Origin of the sequence: Providencia sp. PROV032, assembly GCF_028484875.1 — a bacterium.
GTDB classification, from domain to species: Bacteria; Pseudomonadota; Gammaproteobacteria; order Enterobacterales; family Enterobacteriaceae; genus Providencia; species Providencia rettgeri_E.
Genome location: NZ_JAMPSX010000035.1, coordinates 21,509 through 39,276, shown reverse-complemented (window position 1 = coordinate 39,276; position 17,768 = coordinate 21,509). Strand labels below are relative to the sequence as shown.

The following is a 17,768-nucleotide window of genomic DNA, read 5'->3' as shown; positions in this document are numbered from 1 at the left end:
CATTCATGGCTTTCGCGGCATCTGCAACTGTATAGTTCTGATCCACAACCAGCTGAGCTGATTCACGTCTGAATTCTGCACTGAAATTTCGTTTTTTCATTAAGGCACCTGTGTTGTTCTGAGGTAAGCATATCACCTCTGTTCAGGTGGCCAAATTTATTAAACCACTACAATCTACACTTTGTTATACCAAAGCTTTGACAGTGATTTTTCTCGAGATGACTTTCAGCACGCTTTAGGTGGCATGCATATTTTAGCTTATGACCAACAACATATTGTTGGCCACGTTTCCATTGTTCAGCGCAATATGGCATTAGGTCATCAGCCCGTCACAGTAGGCTATGTCGAAGCTATGGCGGTCTTAGATAACTACCGCCGCCAAGGTATTGGTCGACAACTCATGTTAGAAACTAATGAGATAATCGCTAATTGTTATCAACTCGGGCTGTTATCTGCTTCTGAAGAAGGCCGCCATTTATATCAATCGGTTGGATGGCATGTTTGGGAAGGGAAGCTCTATGAGCTCAAACAAGGCTCTTACATTCATTCCATTGATGAAGAAGGCGGTGTTTTTGGATGGACAAAAGATAAAACAATTGATTTTTCCCAACCACTCTATTGTGACTTTCGCAGTGGTGATCAGTGGTAATAGATTGAAGATAATTGATAACGATGCAGAGACTCCCCATGAAAGAACAAAATATTTATGATGACCCCATTTTCTTTAAAAATTATCAAGCATTAAGAGTCAATGATACAGGTCTTAATGGCATCATGGAAGAGCCGGCACTAAGGGCGCTATTACCTGATTTAAAAGGTAAAATCGTTCTCGACTTGGGATCTGGCTTTGGTGATTTTGCACGGTATGCGCACAGTAAAGGGGCGAAAAAAGTTTACGGTATTGAGCTTTCAAGTAACATGATAGAACAAGCCAAAAAGCTGACCCATACTGATGATATTGAGTATATTCATGCGTCAATGACTGATCCTATGACATTCGTTGAACATTTTGACTTTATTATTTCCTCTCTTGCAATCCACTATATCGAAAACTTTAATCAGCTTGCAAGCGAGGTCTATTCTCACCTCAAAGAGGGCGGGAAATTTATATTTTCGGTTGAACATCCAATGTGTACGGCTCATGCATCTTCATTTATGAAAAATGAGTCTGGTGAGTTTATCTGTATGCCTGTCGATAATTATCAGGATGAATCTATACGTCATACCTCATGGTTTGTTGATAACGTCATTAAATATCACCGAACTGTCGAAAGTTATATTATGGGGTTACTCAACGCAGGATTTGTTATCGATGCACTTAAAGAGCCCAAAGTCATTAATGAAGCCCTATTGGCAAAACCAGAAGCTGAAATTTTTAATCGCTATTCACCTTTTTTAATTATTAGCGCACACCGCTAGCACATTCTTAACAATGGGTAAAATGTTGCACCTTTGCTATCTCGGTGATTGCGTTATACTCGTCGCGGGCAAAAAATAAGAAATGTCGCGTTTTGAATGGATATGCCCCAACAACAGGACATATCCACCAAAAAAAAATAAAAGTTAACTCAAAGGGTTACGTTGTTTATCCACCTCTTCGATTAAGCGATTAACGTGCTGACTGGCAAACATCTCTTCTAAAGTATTCGTGAGCTTACGGCGCCAGTTAGGGTATTCATAACTGGTTCCGGGGATATTTACGGGCTCCTTTATTCCTAACCAATCTTCCGGTTGTAACCCCAATAATGCACTGCTTGAGCCCGCGACAAAACGATGTAATTGCTCGACAAGATCTTGTGATACTTCATCTGCCGATAAATGCCCGTTCGCAAGTGGATTATCCGTGTTTCTCGACCTTAACGCGGTTAACAAGCCCTGTTTTACCGCCTCGCGATCCTGTCTTAGGTGAGCTAACATGTTGGCATCGGGATAAAGACCTAATTGCTCACCCAATACAAAGTCATGCCCTTCCCAATATCCTTTTAGTGTTGCCATATCATGTGTCGATATGACAGCCATCGCTTGCTCCGCCCACATTTCAGGAGGTCGGGCTTGACGTTGGTCGTCATGCTCAAACCACAACACTTTGTATGAAAACACACCATAGTCATGCAGTTTACTGACGATTTCCTCAGGGACGATACCAAGATCTTCGCCAATAACCATGCACTTCATACGCTGACTTTCTAATGCCAAGATAGCCAGAAGATCATCCACGGGATAACGCACATAGGCGCCACGCGCTGCGCTTTCTCCTTCGGGCACCCACCAAAGACGTAATAATGACATCACATGATCAATACGCAATGCCCCGCAATTTTCCATATTTGCACGTATTAAGTCGATAAAAGGCGCATAAGCACGTTCTACTAAGGTGTATGGGTTAAAAGGCGCCACTCCCCAATTTTGCCCTAGCGGCCCTAAGATATCAGGCGGAGCACCAGTAGAGGCTTGAGTACAATATAACTTGCTGTCGAACCACGTCTCAGCCCCTCCTTGGGTAACACCAACGGCTAAATCTCGGTATAAACCTATTGGCATATTGGCATCACGGCAACGTTGCCAACAGTCAGAAAATTGCTGCCATGCCAACCATTGCAACCACGACCAAAATGCGATTTCATCTTGATGTTCTGTGCAAAATTGTTTTACTGATGGAGAGTCTGCATGGCGATACTCCTCAGGCCAAACAGGCCATCCCCAATAAGCTTCGTTTTGCGCCATCAAGGTCGCATGTAGTGCATCAAAGGCGGCTTGCCAATATAAACTCTCACCACGTTCATCGACAAACTGTTCAAAAGCTAAACGTAATGAGTCTGCTTTCTCTCGTAATGAAAATTGTTGCCAAGCAAAGGTTAATGCCGTTAGTTTTAATTCAGTAACCGTCGAATAGTCAACAAGATCACTCGTTCTAGCGGAGTGTAAACGAGCCTGCGTTTCCGCTAAATCCCACCAGCGCTTTCCTTGCTCACTTAATTGAAAGTCAGCAACCGAATCCACATCAATATAGATAATATTGAGCCAACTACGTGAAGATGGGCTGTATGGGCTGGCACTTTCTGGGTTTGCTGGAAATAATGAGTGAATGGGGTTTAAGCCCACAAAGCTACCGCCTCGAGTCGCTATTTCCCCGACTAAATGCTGAAGATCACCAAAGTCACCAATCCCCCAATTACGGTTTGATCGTAATGTATAGAGCTGAATATTCGCGCCCCACAGCTTTTTGCCCTTCTCAATTTCAGCCGGTATATAACAACGCTTTGGTGCCACAATCACCGTACAATGCCATTGCTTTTCTTGCTGCTTAAGGAGCAAACTGTGGTAACCCACAGTAAGATTTGCAGGCAACACTAGCGGATGCCCAGCCAACACATTTCCTTGGTGTTGGCATTGCTGATTTTCCGTTTCAAACACCCATTGAAACTCGCCACTCCCTTGAATGGCGATACTGATTTCATCATTCTCACGAATGACTTTTACGGTTGGCAAAGGCAGACTTTGTTGTTTTAAATGGGGGGCCTCCCCCCCCATAGCATCAAACAACTTTTGCTGGATATCTAATTCAATATCCTGCAACTGACCATAGGCATTAATATAGTTTGCAGCGATGTCTGGCGAGAGCCTTTCAACATTCTTTCTTTCACACTGCATATTCTCTCCTATGCCTCACGCTTTGCTTGCCAAATACGCGCTTGATAATCAGCAATGGTACGGTCTGAACTGAACATGCCGCAGCGTGCTGTATTTAAGATGGCTGTTCGTGTCCATGCATCTTGATCTTGATATAACGTTGCCGCTTTTTGTTGTGCATCAACGTAGCTCGCAAAATCAGCCATCAATAAATAAGGGTCTCCGCCTTCTTTGCCCAGACTCTGTACCAACTGTGCAAAGGCTTGCGTATCACCGTCACTGTAGGTGCCATCTTCTAATTCAGTGAGAACCGCATCCAGTACAGGATTATTTTTACGCCATGTGAGTGGGTCATACCCGTTCGCTTTCAGTTGCTTAACTTCATCAACAGTCAGTCCAAAAATAAATATATTTTCTGCGCCCACTTGTTCTGCAATTTCCACCGTTGCACCATCCAGTGTTCCCATCGTCAATGCCCCATTTAACGCTAACTTCATATTACCCGTTCCTGAAGCTTCTTTGCCCGCCGTTGAGATTTGTTCAGAAATATCCGCTGCTGGGATAAGTTTTTCGGCAACAGAAACACAGTAATCAGGTAAAAAGACGACTTTAAGTTGATCCCCCACAATTGGGTCATTGTTTATCGCTTCAGCAACTTTATTGATGGCATAAATAATATTCTTAGCCAAATAATAGCCAGGTGCCGCTTTAGCGCCAAACAAGAATACGCGAGGTACGCGTGGTGTTGTTGGGTTCTCACGAATATCTTTATACAGAGCAAGTATATGTAATAAATTAAGGTGCTGACGCTTATACTCATGCAACCGCTTGATTTGAATATCAAACATGGCTTGCGGATTGATCACGATACCTGTACGCGCTTTGACAAACTCTGCTAATCGTTGCTTATTACGTTGCTTAATTGCACGGTATTTTTGCTGGAATTGGCGGTCGTCAACATGTTCTTCCAAGACGTTGATCGCTTCAAGGTCATTAGCCCATTCATGCTTAACCGTCTCATCAATTAACGCTGCTAACTCAGGGTTACACTGTTTAATCCAACGACGTGGTGTGACGCCATTGGTGATGTTCAGAAATTTCTCAGGCCATAACTGATTATATTCAGGGAATAAATCTGTCGTGATTAACTTAGAGTGCAACGCGGCAACACCATTAATCGCGAAGCAAGATACGACGCACAAGTTTGCCATGCGTACCTGCCCTTCATAAACCACAGCAACTTTAGGCCAAACCGTCTGGTCAGTTGGCCATTTTTGTTCGACCAATTTTTTAAACCGCTGATTAATTTCATGAATGATCTGCATATGACGAGGTAACAACGGCTGCATAATGCTTTCATCCCAGCACTCAAGCCCTTCTTGCAACAGAGTGTGATTAGTATAAGCAAATGTTTGGCTCGTGATTTTCCATGCGGTATCCCAATCGAGCAGGTGTTCATCCAGCAATACACGCATCATTTCAGGAATAGCAATCGTTGGGTGCGTATCATTCAATTGAATCACTTCGTATTCAGGTAATGACGCTATCGCTCTGCCTTCACGATGGTGACGGCGTAAAATATCCGCAACAGAGCAAGCACATTGAAAATATTGCTGCATTAAACGTAATTGTTTTCCTGCTAAGTGATTGTCATTTGGGTATAAAACTTGGGTCAGTTTCTGCGCGTCTACCCCTGTTTTTTCTGCCTCTAAAAAGTGTCCTTCATTGAATAATTCGAAATTAAATGGTTGAGCATGTGACGCTTGCCATAAACGTAAAGGCTGCGTTTCATTATTCAAATAACCGACAACCGGTAAATCCCACGCTTCACCCTGTATGATAAAAGCAGGTTCCCAACGTGAAACATGACCATCTTGTGTGACGTTGCCACCAATACCTACTTGTACATTTAACTCAGCATTATGTCTAAACCATGGATAGCTATCACGCTGCCAATTATCAGGGGCTTCCACTTGCTTACCATCCACAAATGACTGTTTAAACAAGCCATATTGATAATTCAAGCCGTAACCAATCGCAGGTTGACCAACAGTGACCATTGAGTCTAAGAAGCAAGCTGCAAGCCGCCCTAATCCGCCATTCCCTAATGCCGGATCAACTTCTTCTTCAAGTAAATCACTTAACTCAATATGGTATTCTTTTAATATATCTGCAATTTCCTGGTACCAACCTAGGTTTAACAAGTTATTTCCTGTTAAGCGCCCAATCAGAAACTCCATTGAAATATAATTCACATGACGAAGTGTGGAGGATGTGGATTTTTTAGGATTCGCTGCCAATAACTCAGCAACAGCATGACTAATTGCCTGCCACCATTGGTGGGAAGTCATTTCCTGTTCTGACTCCAGCCCTAAAAATTGCCATTGACGTTTTAGTGCTGCCTGAAATTGTGTTTTGTTGAAGGTAAGATGCGACATAAATAACCAGACCTCATTATTAGTAAGAATGTATTGGCCTAGTATGCAGAGCGCTTTAACCCCCTTCCTCATCCCAGACAAAATTCTATCGGGAGTAGGTAGGAGGAGGAGAAAAATAAAACAAAAAATAAATTAAAATCAAAAAGTTAATTTAAATCTTTATCATTCCTCCTATCCCATCTAACCGTTATCTCAATATTCTTGATCGCCTCATCCCCCCATAAAAGCTTTTCGATATTGTTCTATTGCCTCACGCTAAAAATGCGTTCTAACGAAATCAGAGTAAATTGTGATACTGCGCACCTTTGTCATGATCAATGATCTAACATGCTTGCATAAATCTAGAATCTGATAGAAGTTATATAAAGAACTTTGATATATCACGAGCGAGTACTTCTTCCGTATGGTTACCCCACTGAGTATGTTAATTCCGTCTAAGTTAAGCCGTCCTGTCCGCCATCAAAATACGGTGGTGCGCGAGCGACTTTTAACTTTATTAGGGTCAACAACACATTACCGCCTTATTTTAGTCACTAGCCCTGCGGGGTACGGAAAAACGACGTTACTTTCCCATTGGGCAACCGAGAAACAACATATCGGTTGGTACACACTCGATGATGGAGACAACCAATCGGAACGTTTTGCCCATTATTTAATTGCGGCAATCCAACAAGCCACCCAAGGTTGTTGCCCAAATAGCGAATCAATGGCACAAAAACGCCAATACGCTAATTTAAACTCATTGTTTTCATTGCTTTTTATCGAATTAACACAATGGCAGCACCCCATTTGGCTAATCATTGATGACTATCATCTGATCAATAACCCAGCCATTCATGATGCTATGCGTTTTTTTTTGAAACACCAACCTGATAACCTGACACTTGTTATCTCCTCCCGCAATGTCCCTCAGTTAGGTGTTGCTAATTTACGAGTGCAAGAGCAGCTTCTTGAAATCGACAGTCAGCATTTAGCCTTCACCCATCCAGAAGCCAAACAATTTTTTGATAATCGCCTTGAAATCCCACTGGAAACAAGCGAATGCCAACGGTTATGTGATGATGTTGCGGGTTGGGTTACGGCATTGCAGTTAATCGCCCTATCAGCTAAGCAAGACTCCCATGCAGCAAAACACTCCGCACGTCGATTATCAGGGATTAATTCCAGTCACCTAAATGAATATTTAGTGGATGAGGTTCTCGACAATGTAAATGGGGAAATGCGCCGTTTACTTCTGACCAGTTCATTATTGCGCTCAATGAATGATGCATTAATTGCGCGTATTTCTGGTACGGAAAATGGCCAAATGCAATTGGAAGATATCGAACGCCAAGGGCTATTTTTACAACGAATGGATAGCTACGGTGATTGGTTTAATTACCATCCCTTATTTAGTAGTTTCTTGAGGCAGCGTTGCCAATGGGAACTCGCCAGCGAACTTCCTCAACTGCATCACGCTGCCGCAGAAGGCTGGATGGCACTGGGTTTCCCGAGCGAAGCTATCCACCACGCTCTCGCCGCTGAAAATCCATTAATGTTACGGGACATCCTACTACAGCATGCATGGGAGCTATTCCATCAAAGTGAATTATCATTACTCGAAAGCTCATTACAGGCTATACCGTGGGAAATGCTATTGGATAATCCTAAGCTTATTTTATTACAAGCTTGGTTAATGCAAAGCCAGCATCGCTATGGTGAAGTGAATACTTTATTGGATAGCGCCGAGCGAGAAATGACCAAAGAACTCGACCATGCGCTACGGGGTGAATTTGACGCGCTACGCGCCCAAGTTGCTATCAATAAGGGTAACCCAAATGAAGCAGAGAAACTGGCACACTCCGCGCTCAATTTGCTTCCTGAAACCAACTATTATGGGCATATCATTGCAACATCTGTACTCGGTGAAGTTCATCATTGCACGGGGAATTTACAGCGTTCCCTTAGCATGATGCAAGAAATCGAAGCCATGGCCCATCGCCATTCAACTTGGCACTATGTTCTATGGAGCATGCTGCAACAAAGTGAGATTTTATTCGCGCGTGGGTTTCTGCAATCAGCCTATGATATTCAAGAAAAAGCGTCTGAGTTAATTCATGAACAACATCTAGAACAATTGCCTATGCATGAATTTCTCTTACGTATTCGCTCACAATTAATGTGGGCTTGGGGAAGACTCGAAGAATCGGAAAGTGCAGCACGTTTAGGCATGAAAGTACTGTCAAATTACCAACCTCAACAACAGCTGCAATGTGTTGTTTTAGTTGTACTCAATGCGCTCGTTCGTGGTGATATTGATAACGCTCGCAGTCATTTGCATTTAATCGAAAATTTACTCAGCAATGGGATCTATCATGATGACTGGGTCTCAAATGCTGATGAAGCGAGAGTCATTTATTGGCAGTTAATCAATGATAAAACTGCCGCTGAAAGCTGGTTACAACAAACATTAAAACCCGCTTTGGCAAGTAATCATTTTTTACAACGTCAATGGCGTAATATTGCCCGTGCCCAAATTCTACTTGGTGAATATGACTCCGCGTTTGAAATCCTTGAAGAGTTGAATCTTAATGCGCGCAATTTGGAGCTAGTGAGTGATTTAAATCGCAATTTACTGCTGCTTAATCAACTTTATTGGCAGAAAAATGACAAAAATGCCGCCCAATCGACACTGATTGAAGCCCTTAATCTTGCGGGTCGTACTGGTTTTCTGAGCTATTTTGTCATTGAAGGTGAATCGATGGCGCAGCAATTGCGCTTGTTGCTACAGCTTAATGTCCTTTCTGAACTAGAAAGACACAGAGCACAGCATATTTTACGTGAAATCAATCAACATCATCGCCACAAGTTTGCTCACTTTGATGAAAACTTTGTAAATCGCTTATTAACCCATCCTCAAGTTCCTGAGTTAATAAGAATTAGCCCGCTAACTCAACGCGAATGGCAAGTCCTTGGGTTGATTTACTCAGGTTATAGCAATGTGCAAATAGCCAATGAATTTAACGTGGCTTCGACCACAATAAAAACACATATTCGCAATCTGTATCAAAAACTGGGCGTGCTTCATCGCCAAGAAGCAGTGGCACTCGCTCGCCAATTACTGCAAACCATGGGCTATAATGCGGTTTAAATCGAGTAGAAGACAGGAACACTCCTGTCATCCTCTCACACCACTAATAAAAGAGGCCGCACTAGGCAACCTTGAAAAAATTAGAATGAATAACTCGATAAGCACTTTAACTAAACAATTTAGCTTGCCATGTCAGCATTTTTATTGGATTTATTAAGACTGAGAGGAATGGTGTTGTGACTGATATAGTTCAGGCTAAGTACACTATCATCAGATACTCAGTTCGTGATAACCGCACATTACACCACTATCAAACGTACCCTTGCATTTTTAATCTAAACATATAGTTTTTGTTGATTGTGGCACCTTGATACACAGAATATAAAATTCTAATTAAAAAGATCACCGATGCTAGCCTAGTGTCACCAGTACTTTCTGCAATACCGTTCGCACCAAGCGACAACGTTATAAATATAAGACCAACAACTAACCACAGAGCAAAAGACCCCCACATTTTTCTATACAGATACACCCAAAAACCAAAGAAAAATGCCGTCCATGAGAATCCGTTTTTGACTATAACGGTGTTCGTACCTTTCGTAAACGTTATATATTTAAGGTTAGCATTTATTGAATTATCCATAATTCTTTCATCACATAAGTTAAATTTTACTTGCAATGTACAATAAAAAATAAGCTTATAGCGAGCTTCAGTTCGATTACAACGTATTCACTCTGATCAATCTAGAATCGAATAGGAGACTGGAACACCCCCGTACATACGAAGTTGGTTCATGTTAATGCAGGAACGGCCAGCACAGCAAACAGACAGCACCACGCTCGACGCATCATTAAAAAAGTGCGCATTACGCGCACTTAGAGGACATAGAACAACAACGAGGTATTTAAATTTATGGCTTTTTCACATTTTCAATAAATGTCTTACGTGCCGATTTGGATCCTAAACGTTCAGCTTCATCAAGCAATTTCAATGCACTATCTATATCACCGTTATCAATCGATTTTTTAATAGCCTGATTAAAGTAATCTTCTGTACCGGATAAAATTTCGGCTTGTTTTACTGGCGGAGTAGCCACTGCAACCGATGTACTTGCAGTATCCCCCACAGTGACAGGGGCAACTTTAGGTGAACCAAATAGTGCACCAATCAACACGCTTGAATTCGAATTTGAAGCGACATTTAGCTTTAACTTACCTTGAGTTACGTGCTTAGCGATGGGGTCTGGAATATCAGGCACCGCATTTCCGACACCCTTCGCGTAAGCTTTTGCTGGGTCAATTTGAGTTGTCGTGTTCTTTAAATCATCCGGTGTGGTAAACACCAGTAAATAAAGCTGTTTTTGGCCTAATGCAGGAGTCAGTTTAATTGTGCCACTCAGGCTATCACCTTCCATGACACTGGCCTCTTGATAAGTAAAATATTGGCTAGGGAAATAAGCAAAAGGCGTCATATTTTGGTCAAAAACCAACACATTAGGCGAATACACTTGATGGCGGTTTATTTCGCTATTCAAGTTTATGGTTAACTCACCCATATTGGCAGGAACACTATAAGCAGCAACAGGGCCACTAATATTGGCGAAATTAAGGGATTGCCCTTGTTGAGCTAAATCAATAATTGATTTTTCAGCTGGATTAACTGGTATCCATGATAGTTGCTGTAATGCAGTTGTCGCTATATTGGGTGCTGCTGATAAATCTTGCGGCACGATATTCACTTCTGCGAAACTGATAGCAGGTACCCCCGCCAGCAACCCCATACTTAAACACAGCGCTAAAAGTTTCTTTTTCATTATATTTTTCACCTATCATCGCATTGATAATAAATGGGAAGATATCGCTACCTTCCCTTTGTAATTACCACCAAATTTCCATTTGAGCGCCATAAGTGAATTCGTCATTATCACCACGACTATTGGTTAACGTGCCTTTACCGCTATTATCTCGGAATGCATTATTGGTAATATCGCCGCTGCTATTTTTCGCATAGCCCCAGTTTTCATCCCATTTTGCATAACTTACATAGAAACGAATGGCGGGACGAGACCAAATACTATCTCCGGCTTGCCATTGCTGGGCTAACGTCATTTTATATTGGCTATTATGTGAGCCAACCTCTTGGGATTTCACGTTATCGTACCCAACTTCAAATAATGTGCTCATTATTGGTGTCCACTTGTACATAGGTCTGACACCGACCGTCCACCAATCCGTTCCTTTGCCATTATCCAAGTCGAGTTTTTGGTACATTCCGACATACATTAAGTCCCATTTATCACCGAGGGAAATACCTCCGTGATCAATAAACCGCCATAGCTTACCGTCATTGTTAATACTTGAGCCTTGCGCCACACCTTTCCCTTGAGATGTCATCGCATCCGTTGCGTACTGAACAACAAATTTATTGAAGCCATTGAGAACACTTTGAGTGTGTTCCGCAGTGAACATCCAACCATTTTTTGAGGCATCATTTTCTAAATGGTAACCATCAGAAGGGTTTGCACGCCCATAGTCGATTCCCAGTTCTAGAACACCACCTGGGTTGACTTCAAGGTTTGATAGACGGACATCATAGGTATCATTTGCAGTACGATCTGCATACTTACGTTGCTGATTACTAATGAAGTTGTAGGAACCACCCGTTTCAGAAGCGCGAGTCGCCGCTAACGCCAGTTTTCCGAAACCTAAATCAATATTATCAATCCCTGTGCCTGGACCTGAAATATCCCAATAGTAAAAGTCAATCATATGAATATCGTGACGTTTATAGAAACGCTTACCCGCCCAAATATCAGCTTCTGGTAAACTGTCGATCAGGTTATTCCCTTGCACAAAAACCTCACGAAAAGCGGGGCTAGTGCTTTCCCAGTCATTCTGCTGCGAAACGGAATAAGCGACATTCGTATCAAAATAAAAGCTCTTATCGCCTTCTTTCCATACCTCTTGCCCTAATTTTAACTCTGCGTAAGTTTCACATTCATTACCTAAACGGTATTTACTTTGTGCACCTGTGACTTGAAAACATTTTTGCTCTCCACCGCTTCCCGTCCAACCAATACCAGAACGCGCATAACCGTGGAAATCAACTGCGAATGCCTGTAGTGGAACTGTTGCTGCAAGAATAGCCATAGTTAACGAATGCTTACGCAAAGTTATCATTTTAATACTCCTAGAGTTGCTTTTATTATGTAGGGATAGTGTTAAACGCCCTGTTCTTTATGCAACCGACGACACGCAGTACCATCCTCTCGAAATAGGTGGCAGCGTTCAGGTGGCAGACCAATGGCGAATGAGGCCCCCTCCTCAACTAACACAATATCGTTTTGCCGATATACAAGGTTTTGGGAGATAGCAGGGATCTGAATATAGATTTGTGTTTCATTACCTAACTGCTCAACAACTTGCACAGTCCCCTCTAAAACAATGCTGGCAATGTTGCTCGGTAAAAGATGTTCAGGGCGAACCCCTAAAGACATCCGGCTACCGACTTGAACATTTGAGCTATCAACAGGTAGCCAAATCTTTTGGTTATTGGGTAATTCAACTTGAACTTGTTCTACTGCGGTGGCAGTTACCTTTACAGGTAAAAAATTCATTTTTGGCGATCCAATAAACCCTGCAACAAAACGGTCAGCAGGATAATGGTAAAGCTCCAGAGGCTTACCCACTTGCGCCACTCTTCCGGCATCCAGTACCACAATTTTATTGGCAAGAGTCATCGCTTCTACTTGGTCATGAGTCACATATATCATTGTGCGTTTCAACCGTTTATGCAGCTTGGATATTTCAATACGCATTTGCACTCGCAAAGCCGCATCAAGGTTAGATAACGGTTCATCCAATAAAAATACGTTTGGCTCCGCAACCAAGGTACGCCCAATGGCGACACGCTGACGTTGCCCGCCGGATAGCGCTTTAGGCCGTCGCTCAAGTAAATGAGCCAGTTGCAAAACCTCGGCGACTTGTGTGACTCGTTGGTTTCTTATCGCTTTACTAACACCGGATAATTTCAAACCAAACGACATGTTTTCGGCAACGCTCAGGTGCGGATAGAGTGCATAAGACTGAAAAACCATTCCAACACCGCGTTCTGCAGGTGGTATTTCATTCATTTTTGTTTCGCCGATGAATAAATCACCACTAGTGATATCTTCAAGGCCTGCGATCATCCGCAATAACGTCGATTTACCGCAGCCTGATGGCCCAACAAAAACAACAAACTCACCCTCTTGGATATCGAGATTGATATTTTTCAATACCACGACATCCCCCCACGCCTTAGTCACATTCTGTAACTGCACACTCGCCATACTTCTAATCCTCATGACATCTTACTGTTTGCAAACAAGTATATTTCAATGGCAGGGACTATAACGGATTGTTGAAAATGAATAATCATCCGTCCGTACTTTTTTATGGAGGGAGGAGAAAGAAGGATAAAATTGAACCGTCATGAGAAAATTACGTAAGCTATTGATGATTTTTGGGCGCTAGGCCATGATATTCCACCTGATTGTTGTGACCTTGATTGCAGAAATAGCAATTATGTTAATTAGATCACAATGCAACAGGTGGAGGCGTAGAGTGGGGGATGATGAGAATATCGTTTTGACAACGCAAACTTAAAACAGTACTGCTCTCTATCACAACTACAGGACGGGAACATGAAAACAAAAACTAGCACTCGCCTACTCGTGCTTTCAACATTAATTACAGCAATATTCTCTACCTCTGCATTAGCAAAAATGGAAGAGGGAAAACTCGTCATCTGGATCAATGGTGACAAAGGCTATAATGGTTTAGCTGAAGTTGGTAAGCAATTTGAAGAAAGTACCGGTATTAAAGTCAGTGTCGAGCACCCTGACAAGTTAGAAGAAAAATTCCCTATGGTGGCAGCAACAGGAGATGGTCCGGATATTATCTTCTGGGCCCATGACCGATTTGGCGGTTATGCACAATCGGGTTTATTAGCTGAAATCACCCCTGACCAAACATTTAAAGACAAAGTGTTTGATTTTGCATGGGATGCAACGGTATTTGACGGAAAACTCATTGCCTATCCTATTGCCGTTGAGTCTTTATCGCTCATCTACAATAAAGACTTAGTCCCTAACCCGCCTAAAACATGGGAAGAAATCCCAGCGCTGGATAAACAACTGCGTGAACAAGGCAAAAGTGCCATCATGTTCAACTTACAAGAACCTTACTTCACATGGCCACTCATTGCCGCTGATGGCGGATACGCATTTAAGTCCGTCAATGGCAAATACGATGTTAAAGATATCGGGGTTAATAATGCAGGGTCGGTTGCAGGGCTCTCATTTATCGTTGATATGGTAAAAAATAAACATATCAGCCCAGACACTGACTACTCCATTTCAGAAGCGGCCTTCAATAAAGGCAATACCGCGATGACCATCAATGGTCCTTGGTCTTGGGGAAATATCGATAAAAGCAATATCAATTATGGCGTCGCTGTTTTACCGACCTTCCACGGACAGCCGTCAAAACCTTTCGTCGGTGTTCTCAGTGCTGGGATCAACGCAGCCAGCCCAAATAAAGAGCTCGCCAAAGAGTTCCTCGAAAATTACCTAATAACAGATGAAGGGTTAGAAAGCGTTAATAAAGATAAGCCACTCGGTGCTGTCGCCTTAAAATCTTACCAAGAGAAACTGGAACAAGACTCACGTATTGCCGCTACCATGCAAAATGCGCGCAATGGTGAAATCATGCCTAACATCCCTCAAATGTCTGCTTTTTGGTATGCCGTTCGTACTGCAACCCTGAATGCGCTTTCTGAGCGCCAAACGGTCACTGATGCATTAAATGATGCGCAAAAACGTATCGTGAAATAATTTGCCTAACGACCCCGTTAAGGTTTAGCGGGGTCATCAAGCATTCCATTGTCGAGGAACAACTTCATGGATGTCGTAAAACGACCTCATTGGTGGCAGAACCATTTGGTCAAATGGTCTCTTGTTAGCCTACTTGGCTTATTATCCTGCTACCTTGTGGTTTTAATGTATGCACAAGGGGAATACCTGTTTGCCATTTTAACCCTAACATTGTGCTCCGTGGGGTTATATATTTATGCTAATCGTAAAACCTATGCATGGCGCTATGTATACCCAGGCTTGGCTGGAATGGCCTTATTTGTGCTTTTCCCATTAGTTGCCACAATCGCCATCGCGTTTACCAACTATAGCAGCACCAACCAACTCACCTTTGAGCGAGCACAAGAAGTCCTATTAGATAGGTCATTTCAAACAGGAAAAGCATTAAATTTCAATTTATATCAACGAGATAACCAATGGCAGCTCGTGCTTAAAGATGGTGAGCAATTATTCAGCTCCGCCCCTTTTTCGTTAGATGGTAAACAACAAATTTCGCTAGAAGAAACGCCAAAAGTGCCAGAAGGTGAACGCGCAACACTGCGAACGGTCACGCAAAACAGGCAAAAACTGGCTGATATCACTGCGGTGATGCCTAATGGTGCTAAATTAGTGATTAGCTCTCTACGCCAATTTTCCAGTACAAACCCGTTATACACCTTAGCGGCAGATGGCTTGCTAACAAATAATAAAACTGGGGTTGTTTATCGACCAAATAATGAAGTTGGTTATTATGAAGCAATTAATAATTTAGGTGAATGGACAGGCGAACGCCTTACTCCTGGCTATACGGTCACCGTTAATTGGGACAACTTCGCTCGCGTATTTACGGATGAAGGTATTCAAAAACCCTTTATTGCGATTTTCCTATGGACCATTGTTTTTTCCGTACTGACCGTCGTTTTAACTGTCGCGGTTGGCATGGTGTTAGCCTGCCTAATTCAATGGGAGCAACTTAAAGGGAAAGCAATCTACAGGCTGCTACTCATTTTACCTTATGCCGTTCCTGCGTTCATTTCCATCTTGATATTCAAAGGGTTATTTAATCAAAGTTTTGGTGAAATCAACATGGTATTGAGCACCTTGTTTGGTATAAAACCAGACTGGTTTAGTGACCCAAATACTGCAAGATTAATGATTATTATCGTCAATACATGGTTGGGCTACCCTTATATGATGATTTTATGCATGGGGTTACTTAAAGCCATACCAGAGGATTTATACGAAGCATCAGCAATGGATGGTGCGGGGCCTTTGCAAAATTTCTTTTACATTACGCTGCCCTTATTACTTAAACCACTAACCCCATTAATGATTGCCAGTTTTGCCTTTAACTTTAATAACTTTGTCCTCATTCAACTACTGACGAATGGTGGTCCAGATCGCATCGGAACAACAACCCCTGCGGGTTATACAGACTTACTGGTAAGCTACACTTATCGGATTGCTTTTGAAGGCGGTGGTGGGCAAGAATTTGGTTTAGCCGCAGCTATTGCCACGTTGATATTCTTAATTGTTGGTGTCTTAGCCATTATTAACCTTAAAGCAACCCGCATGAAATTTGATTAACGGAGAAGCCAAACTATGTCGATGGTACAAGCTAAATCACAGAAATGGCGCATTGCATTTACACATTTATTTTTACTGGTTTTTATCGCTGCCATTATGTTTCCACTTCTAATGGTGGTCGCGATTTCATTACGCCCCGGCAACTTTGCAACAGGGAGTTTAATTCCTGAACATATCTCTTGGGATCACTGGCGTCTGGCTCTTGGCTTTAGCATTGAACATGCTGATGGTAGAGTCACTCCACCGCCTTTTCCCGTTTTATTATGGCTGTGGAACTCCGTAAAGGTGGCAGGTGTTACCGCGATTGGTATCGTCACCCTATCAACCACCTGCGCTTATGCTTTCGCACGCATGAAATTTAAAGGTAAGTCTACAATATTAAAGGGAATGTTAATTTTCCAAATGTTCCCTGCCGTACTCTCTCTTGTGGCTTTATATGCCCTATTTGATCGCCTAGGGCAATACATCCCCATCATTGGTTTGAATACCCACGGTGGCGTTATCTTTGCTTATTTGGGCGGTATTGCTTTACACGTTTGGACGATTAAAGGCTATTTTGAAACTATCGATGGCTCACTGGAAGAAGCCGCCGCTTTAGATGGCGCAACACCGTGGCAAGCCTTTAGATTAGTCTTGCTCCCGTTATCCGTTCCCATTTTAGCCGTCGTGTTTATTTTATCGTTTATTGCTGCGATCACAGAGGTTCCCGTTGCTTCATTATTATTGCGTGATGTTGAAAGCTATACGCTCGCTGTCGGAATGCAACAATATCTCAACCCACAGAACTACTTATGGGGCGACTTCGCGGCTGCCGCGGTACTTTCCGCCATTCCAATCACTGTCGTCTTTTTACTCGCACAACGTTGGCTAGTTAATGGCTTAACCGCAGGTGGGGTTAAAGGATAACAGCACAAAAGCGTTGAAGGCATACAGCTTAAGTGGCCTTCAACATGATAAAAACTGCGATTTTGTTACGATAAGCAAACCGGAGATAGCTATTTTAATAGTGACTCTCCGGTCAATATTTGGCGCTCAGTGATAGCTAATCATTCAACTTAATATCGATGCAATCGCCACTCTTGGCGGAATTTCATCAATGACTCAGAATCACATTTATATAAATGTGATTAACTCAGCTCAGCTTAATTT

Annotated in this window: 12 protein-coding genes; 6 read left to right on the top strand and 6 right to left on the bottom strand. The window is 42.5% G+C overall.

The window, feature by feature from the left end:
- Positions 1–172 precede the first annotated feature (172 nt).
- Positions 173–649 carry a GNAT family N-acetyltransferase gene (locus tag PSF42_RS18700; RefSeq protein WP_272680491.1) on the top strand — a complete coding sequence of 159 codons (477 nt, stop codon included), beginning with the start codon at positions 173–175 and terminating at the stop codon, positions 647–649.
- A 38-nt stretch (positions 650–687) separates the two neighbouring features.
- Positions 688–1,419, top strand: coding sequence for a class I SAM-dependent methyltransferase (locus tag PSF42_RS18695; protein ID WP_172412311.1), 732 nt, complete (start codon positions 688–690; stop codon positions 1,417–1,419).
- A gap of 144 nt (positions 1,420–1,563) precedes the next feature.
- On the opposite strand, the gene malQ is transcribed toward PSF42_RS18695, so the two are convergent.
- The gene (gene malQ / locus PSF42_RS18690; RefSeq protein ID WP_094963189.1) at positions 1,564–3,651 is read right to left on the bottom strand and encodes a 4-alpha-glucanotransferase; all 2,088 of its coding nucleotides are present in this window, start codon (positions 3,649–3,651) and stop codon (positions 1,564–1,566) included.
- 8 nt (positions 3,652–3,659) lie between these two features.
- Positions 3,660–6,068, bottom strand: coding sequence for a maltodextrin phosphorylase (malP, locus tag PSF42_RS18685; RefSeq protein WP_094963190.1), 2,409 nt, complete (start codon positions 6,066–6,068; stop codon positions 3,660–3,662).
- A gap of 421 nt (positions 6,069–6,489) precedes the next feature.
- Here malP and malT point away from each other — a divergent pair, with 421 nt between their 5' ends.
- Positions 6,490–9,198, top strand: coding sequence for an HTH-type transcriptional regulator MalT (malT, locus tag PSF42_RS18680; RefSeq protein ID WP_094963191.1), 2,709 nt, complete (start codon positions 6,490–6,492; stop codon positions 9,196–9,198).
- A gap of 250 nt (positions 9,199–9,448) precedes the next feature.
- Here the strand turns inward: malT and PSF42_RS20845 are convergent, their stop codons facing one another.
- The 4 genes from PSF42_RS20845 to malK form a co-directional block, all read right to left on the bottom strand.
- Complete coding sequence (locus PSF42_RS20845; RefSeq protein ID WP_094963192.1) at positions 9,449–9,781, bottom strand: DUF2628 domain-containing protein; 333 nt, start codon at positions 9,779–9,781, stop codon at positions 9,449–9,451.
- Between the two features lie 268 nt (positions 9,782–10,049).
- Positions 10,050–10,952 carry a maltose operon protein MalM gene (gene malM / locus PSF42_RS18675; RefSeq protein WP_094963193.1) on the bottom strand — a complete coding sequence of 301 codons (903 nt, stop codon included), beginning with the start codon at positions 10,950–10,952 and terminating at the stop codon, positions 10,050–10,052.
- Positions 10,953–11,016: 64 nt separating this feature from the next.
- On the bottom strand, positions 11,017–12,318 hold the full coding sequence (locus tag PSF42_RS18670) for a maltoporin (RefSeq protein WP_094963194.1): 1,302 nt from the start codon (positions 12,316–12,318) through the stop codon (positions 11,017–11,019).
- 41 nt (positions 12,319–12,359) lie between these two features.
- The gene (gene malK / locus PSF42_RS18665; RefSeq protein WP_094963195.1) at positions 12,360–13,469 is read right to left on the bottom strand and encodes a maltose/maltodextrin ABC transporter ATP-binding protein MalK; all 1,110 of its coding nucleotides are present in this window, start codon (positions 13,467–13,469) and stop codon (positions 12,360–12,362) included.
- A gap of 354 nt (positions 13,470–13,823) precedes the next feature.
- Between malK and malE the strand changes: the two genes are divergently transcribed.
- From malE to malG, 3 genes are all read left to right on the top strand, one after another.
- Complete coding sequence (malE, locus tag PSF42_RS18660) at positions 13,824–15,014, top strand: maltose/maltodextrin ABC transporter substrate-binding protein MalE (protein ID WP_094963196.1); 1,191 nt, start codon at positions 13,824–13,826, stop codon at positions 15,012–15,014.
- A 66-nt stretch (positions 15,015–15,080) separates the two neighbouring features.
- Positions 15,081–16,619 (top strand): maltose ABC transporter permease MalF, encoded by a 1,539-nt coding sequence (gene malF, locus PSF42_RS18655; protein WP_094963197.1) that lies wholly within the window; start codon positions 15,081–15,083, stop codon positions 16,617–16,619.
- A 15-nt stretch (positions 16,620–16,634) separates the two neighbouring features.
- On the top strand, positions 16,635–17,525 hold the full coding sequence (malG, locus tag PSF42_RS18650; RefSeq protein WP_094963198.1) for a maltose ABC transporter permease MalG: 891 nt from the start codon (positions 16,635–16,637) through the stop codon (positions 17,523–17,525).
- Positions 17,526–17,768 lie beyond the last annotated feature (243 nt).

Coding starts and splice junctions, on each gene's coding strand:
- malG (WP_094963198.1), top strand. CDS start 16,635: ATGTCGATGGTACAAGCTAAATCACAGAAATGGCGCATTGCATTTACA.
- PSF42_RS20845 (WP_094963192.1), bottom strand. CDS start 9,781: ATGGATAATTCAATAAATGCTAACCTTAAATATATAACGTTTACGAAA.
- malM (WP_094963193.1), bottom strand. CDS start 10,952: ATGAAAAAGAAACTTTTAGCGCTGTGTTTAAGTATGGGGTTGCTGGCG.
- malT (WP_094963191.1), top strand. CDS start 6,490: ATGTTAATTCCGTCTAAGTTAAGCCGTCCTGTCCGCCATCAAAATACG.
- malP (WP_094963190.1), bottom strand. CDS start 6,068: ATGTCGCATCTTACCTTCAACAAAACACAATTTCAGGCAGCACTAAAA.
- malQ (WP_094963189.1), bottom strand. CDS start 3,651: ATGCAGTGTGAAAGAAAGAATGTTGAAAGGCTCTCGCCAGACATCGCT.
- malF (WP_094963197.1), top strand. CDS start 15,081: ATGGATGTCGTAAAACGACCTCATTGGTGGCAGAACCATTTGGTCAAA.
- malK (WP_094963195.1), bottom strand. CDS start 13,469: ATGGCGAGTGTGCAGTTACAGAATGTGACTAAGGCGTGGGGGGATGTC.
- PSF42_RS18670 (WP_094963194.1), bottom strand. CDS start 12,318: ATGATAACTTTGCGTAAGCATTCGTTAACTATGGCTATTCTTGCAGCA.
- PSF42_RS18695 (WP_172412311.1), top strand. CDS start 688: ATGAAAGAACAAAATATTTATGATGACCCCATTTTCTTTAAAAATTAT.
- malE (WP_094963196.1), top strand. CDS start 13,824: ATGAAAACAAAAACTAGCACTCGCCTACTCGTGCTTTCAACATTAATT.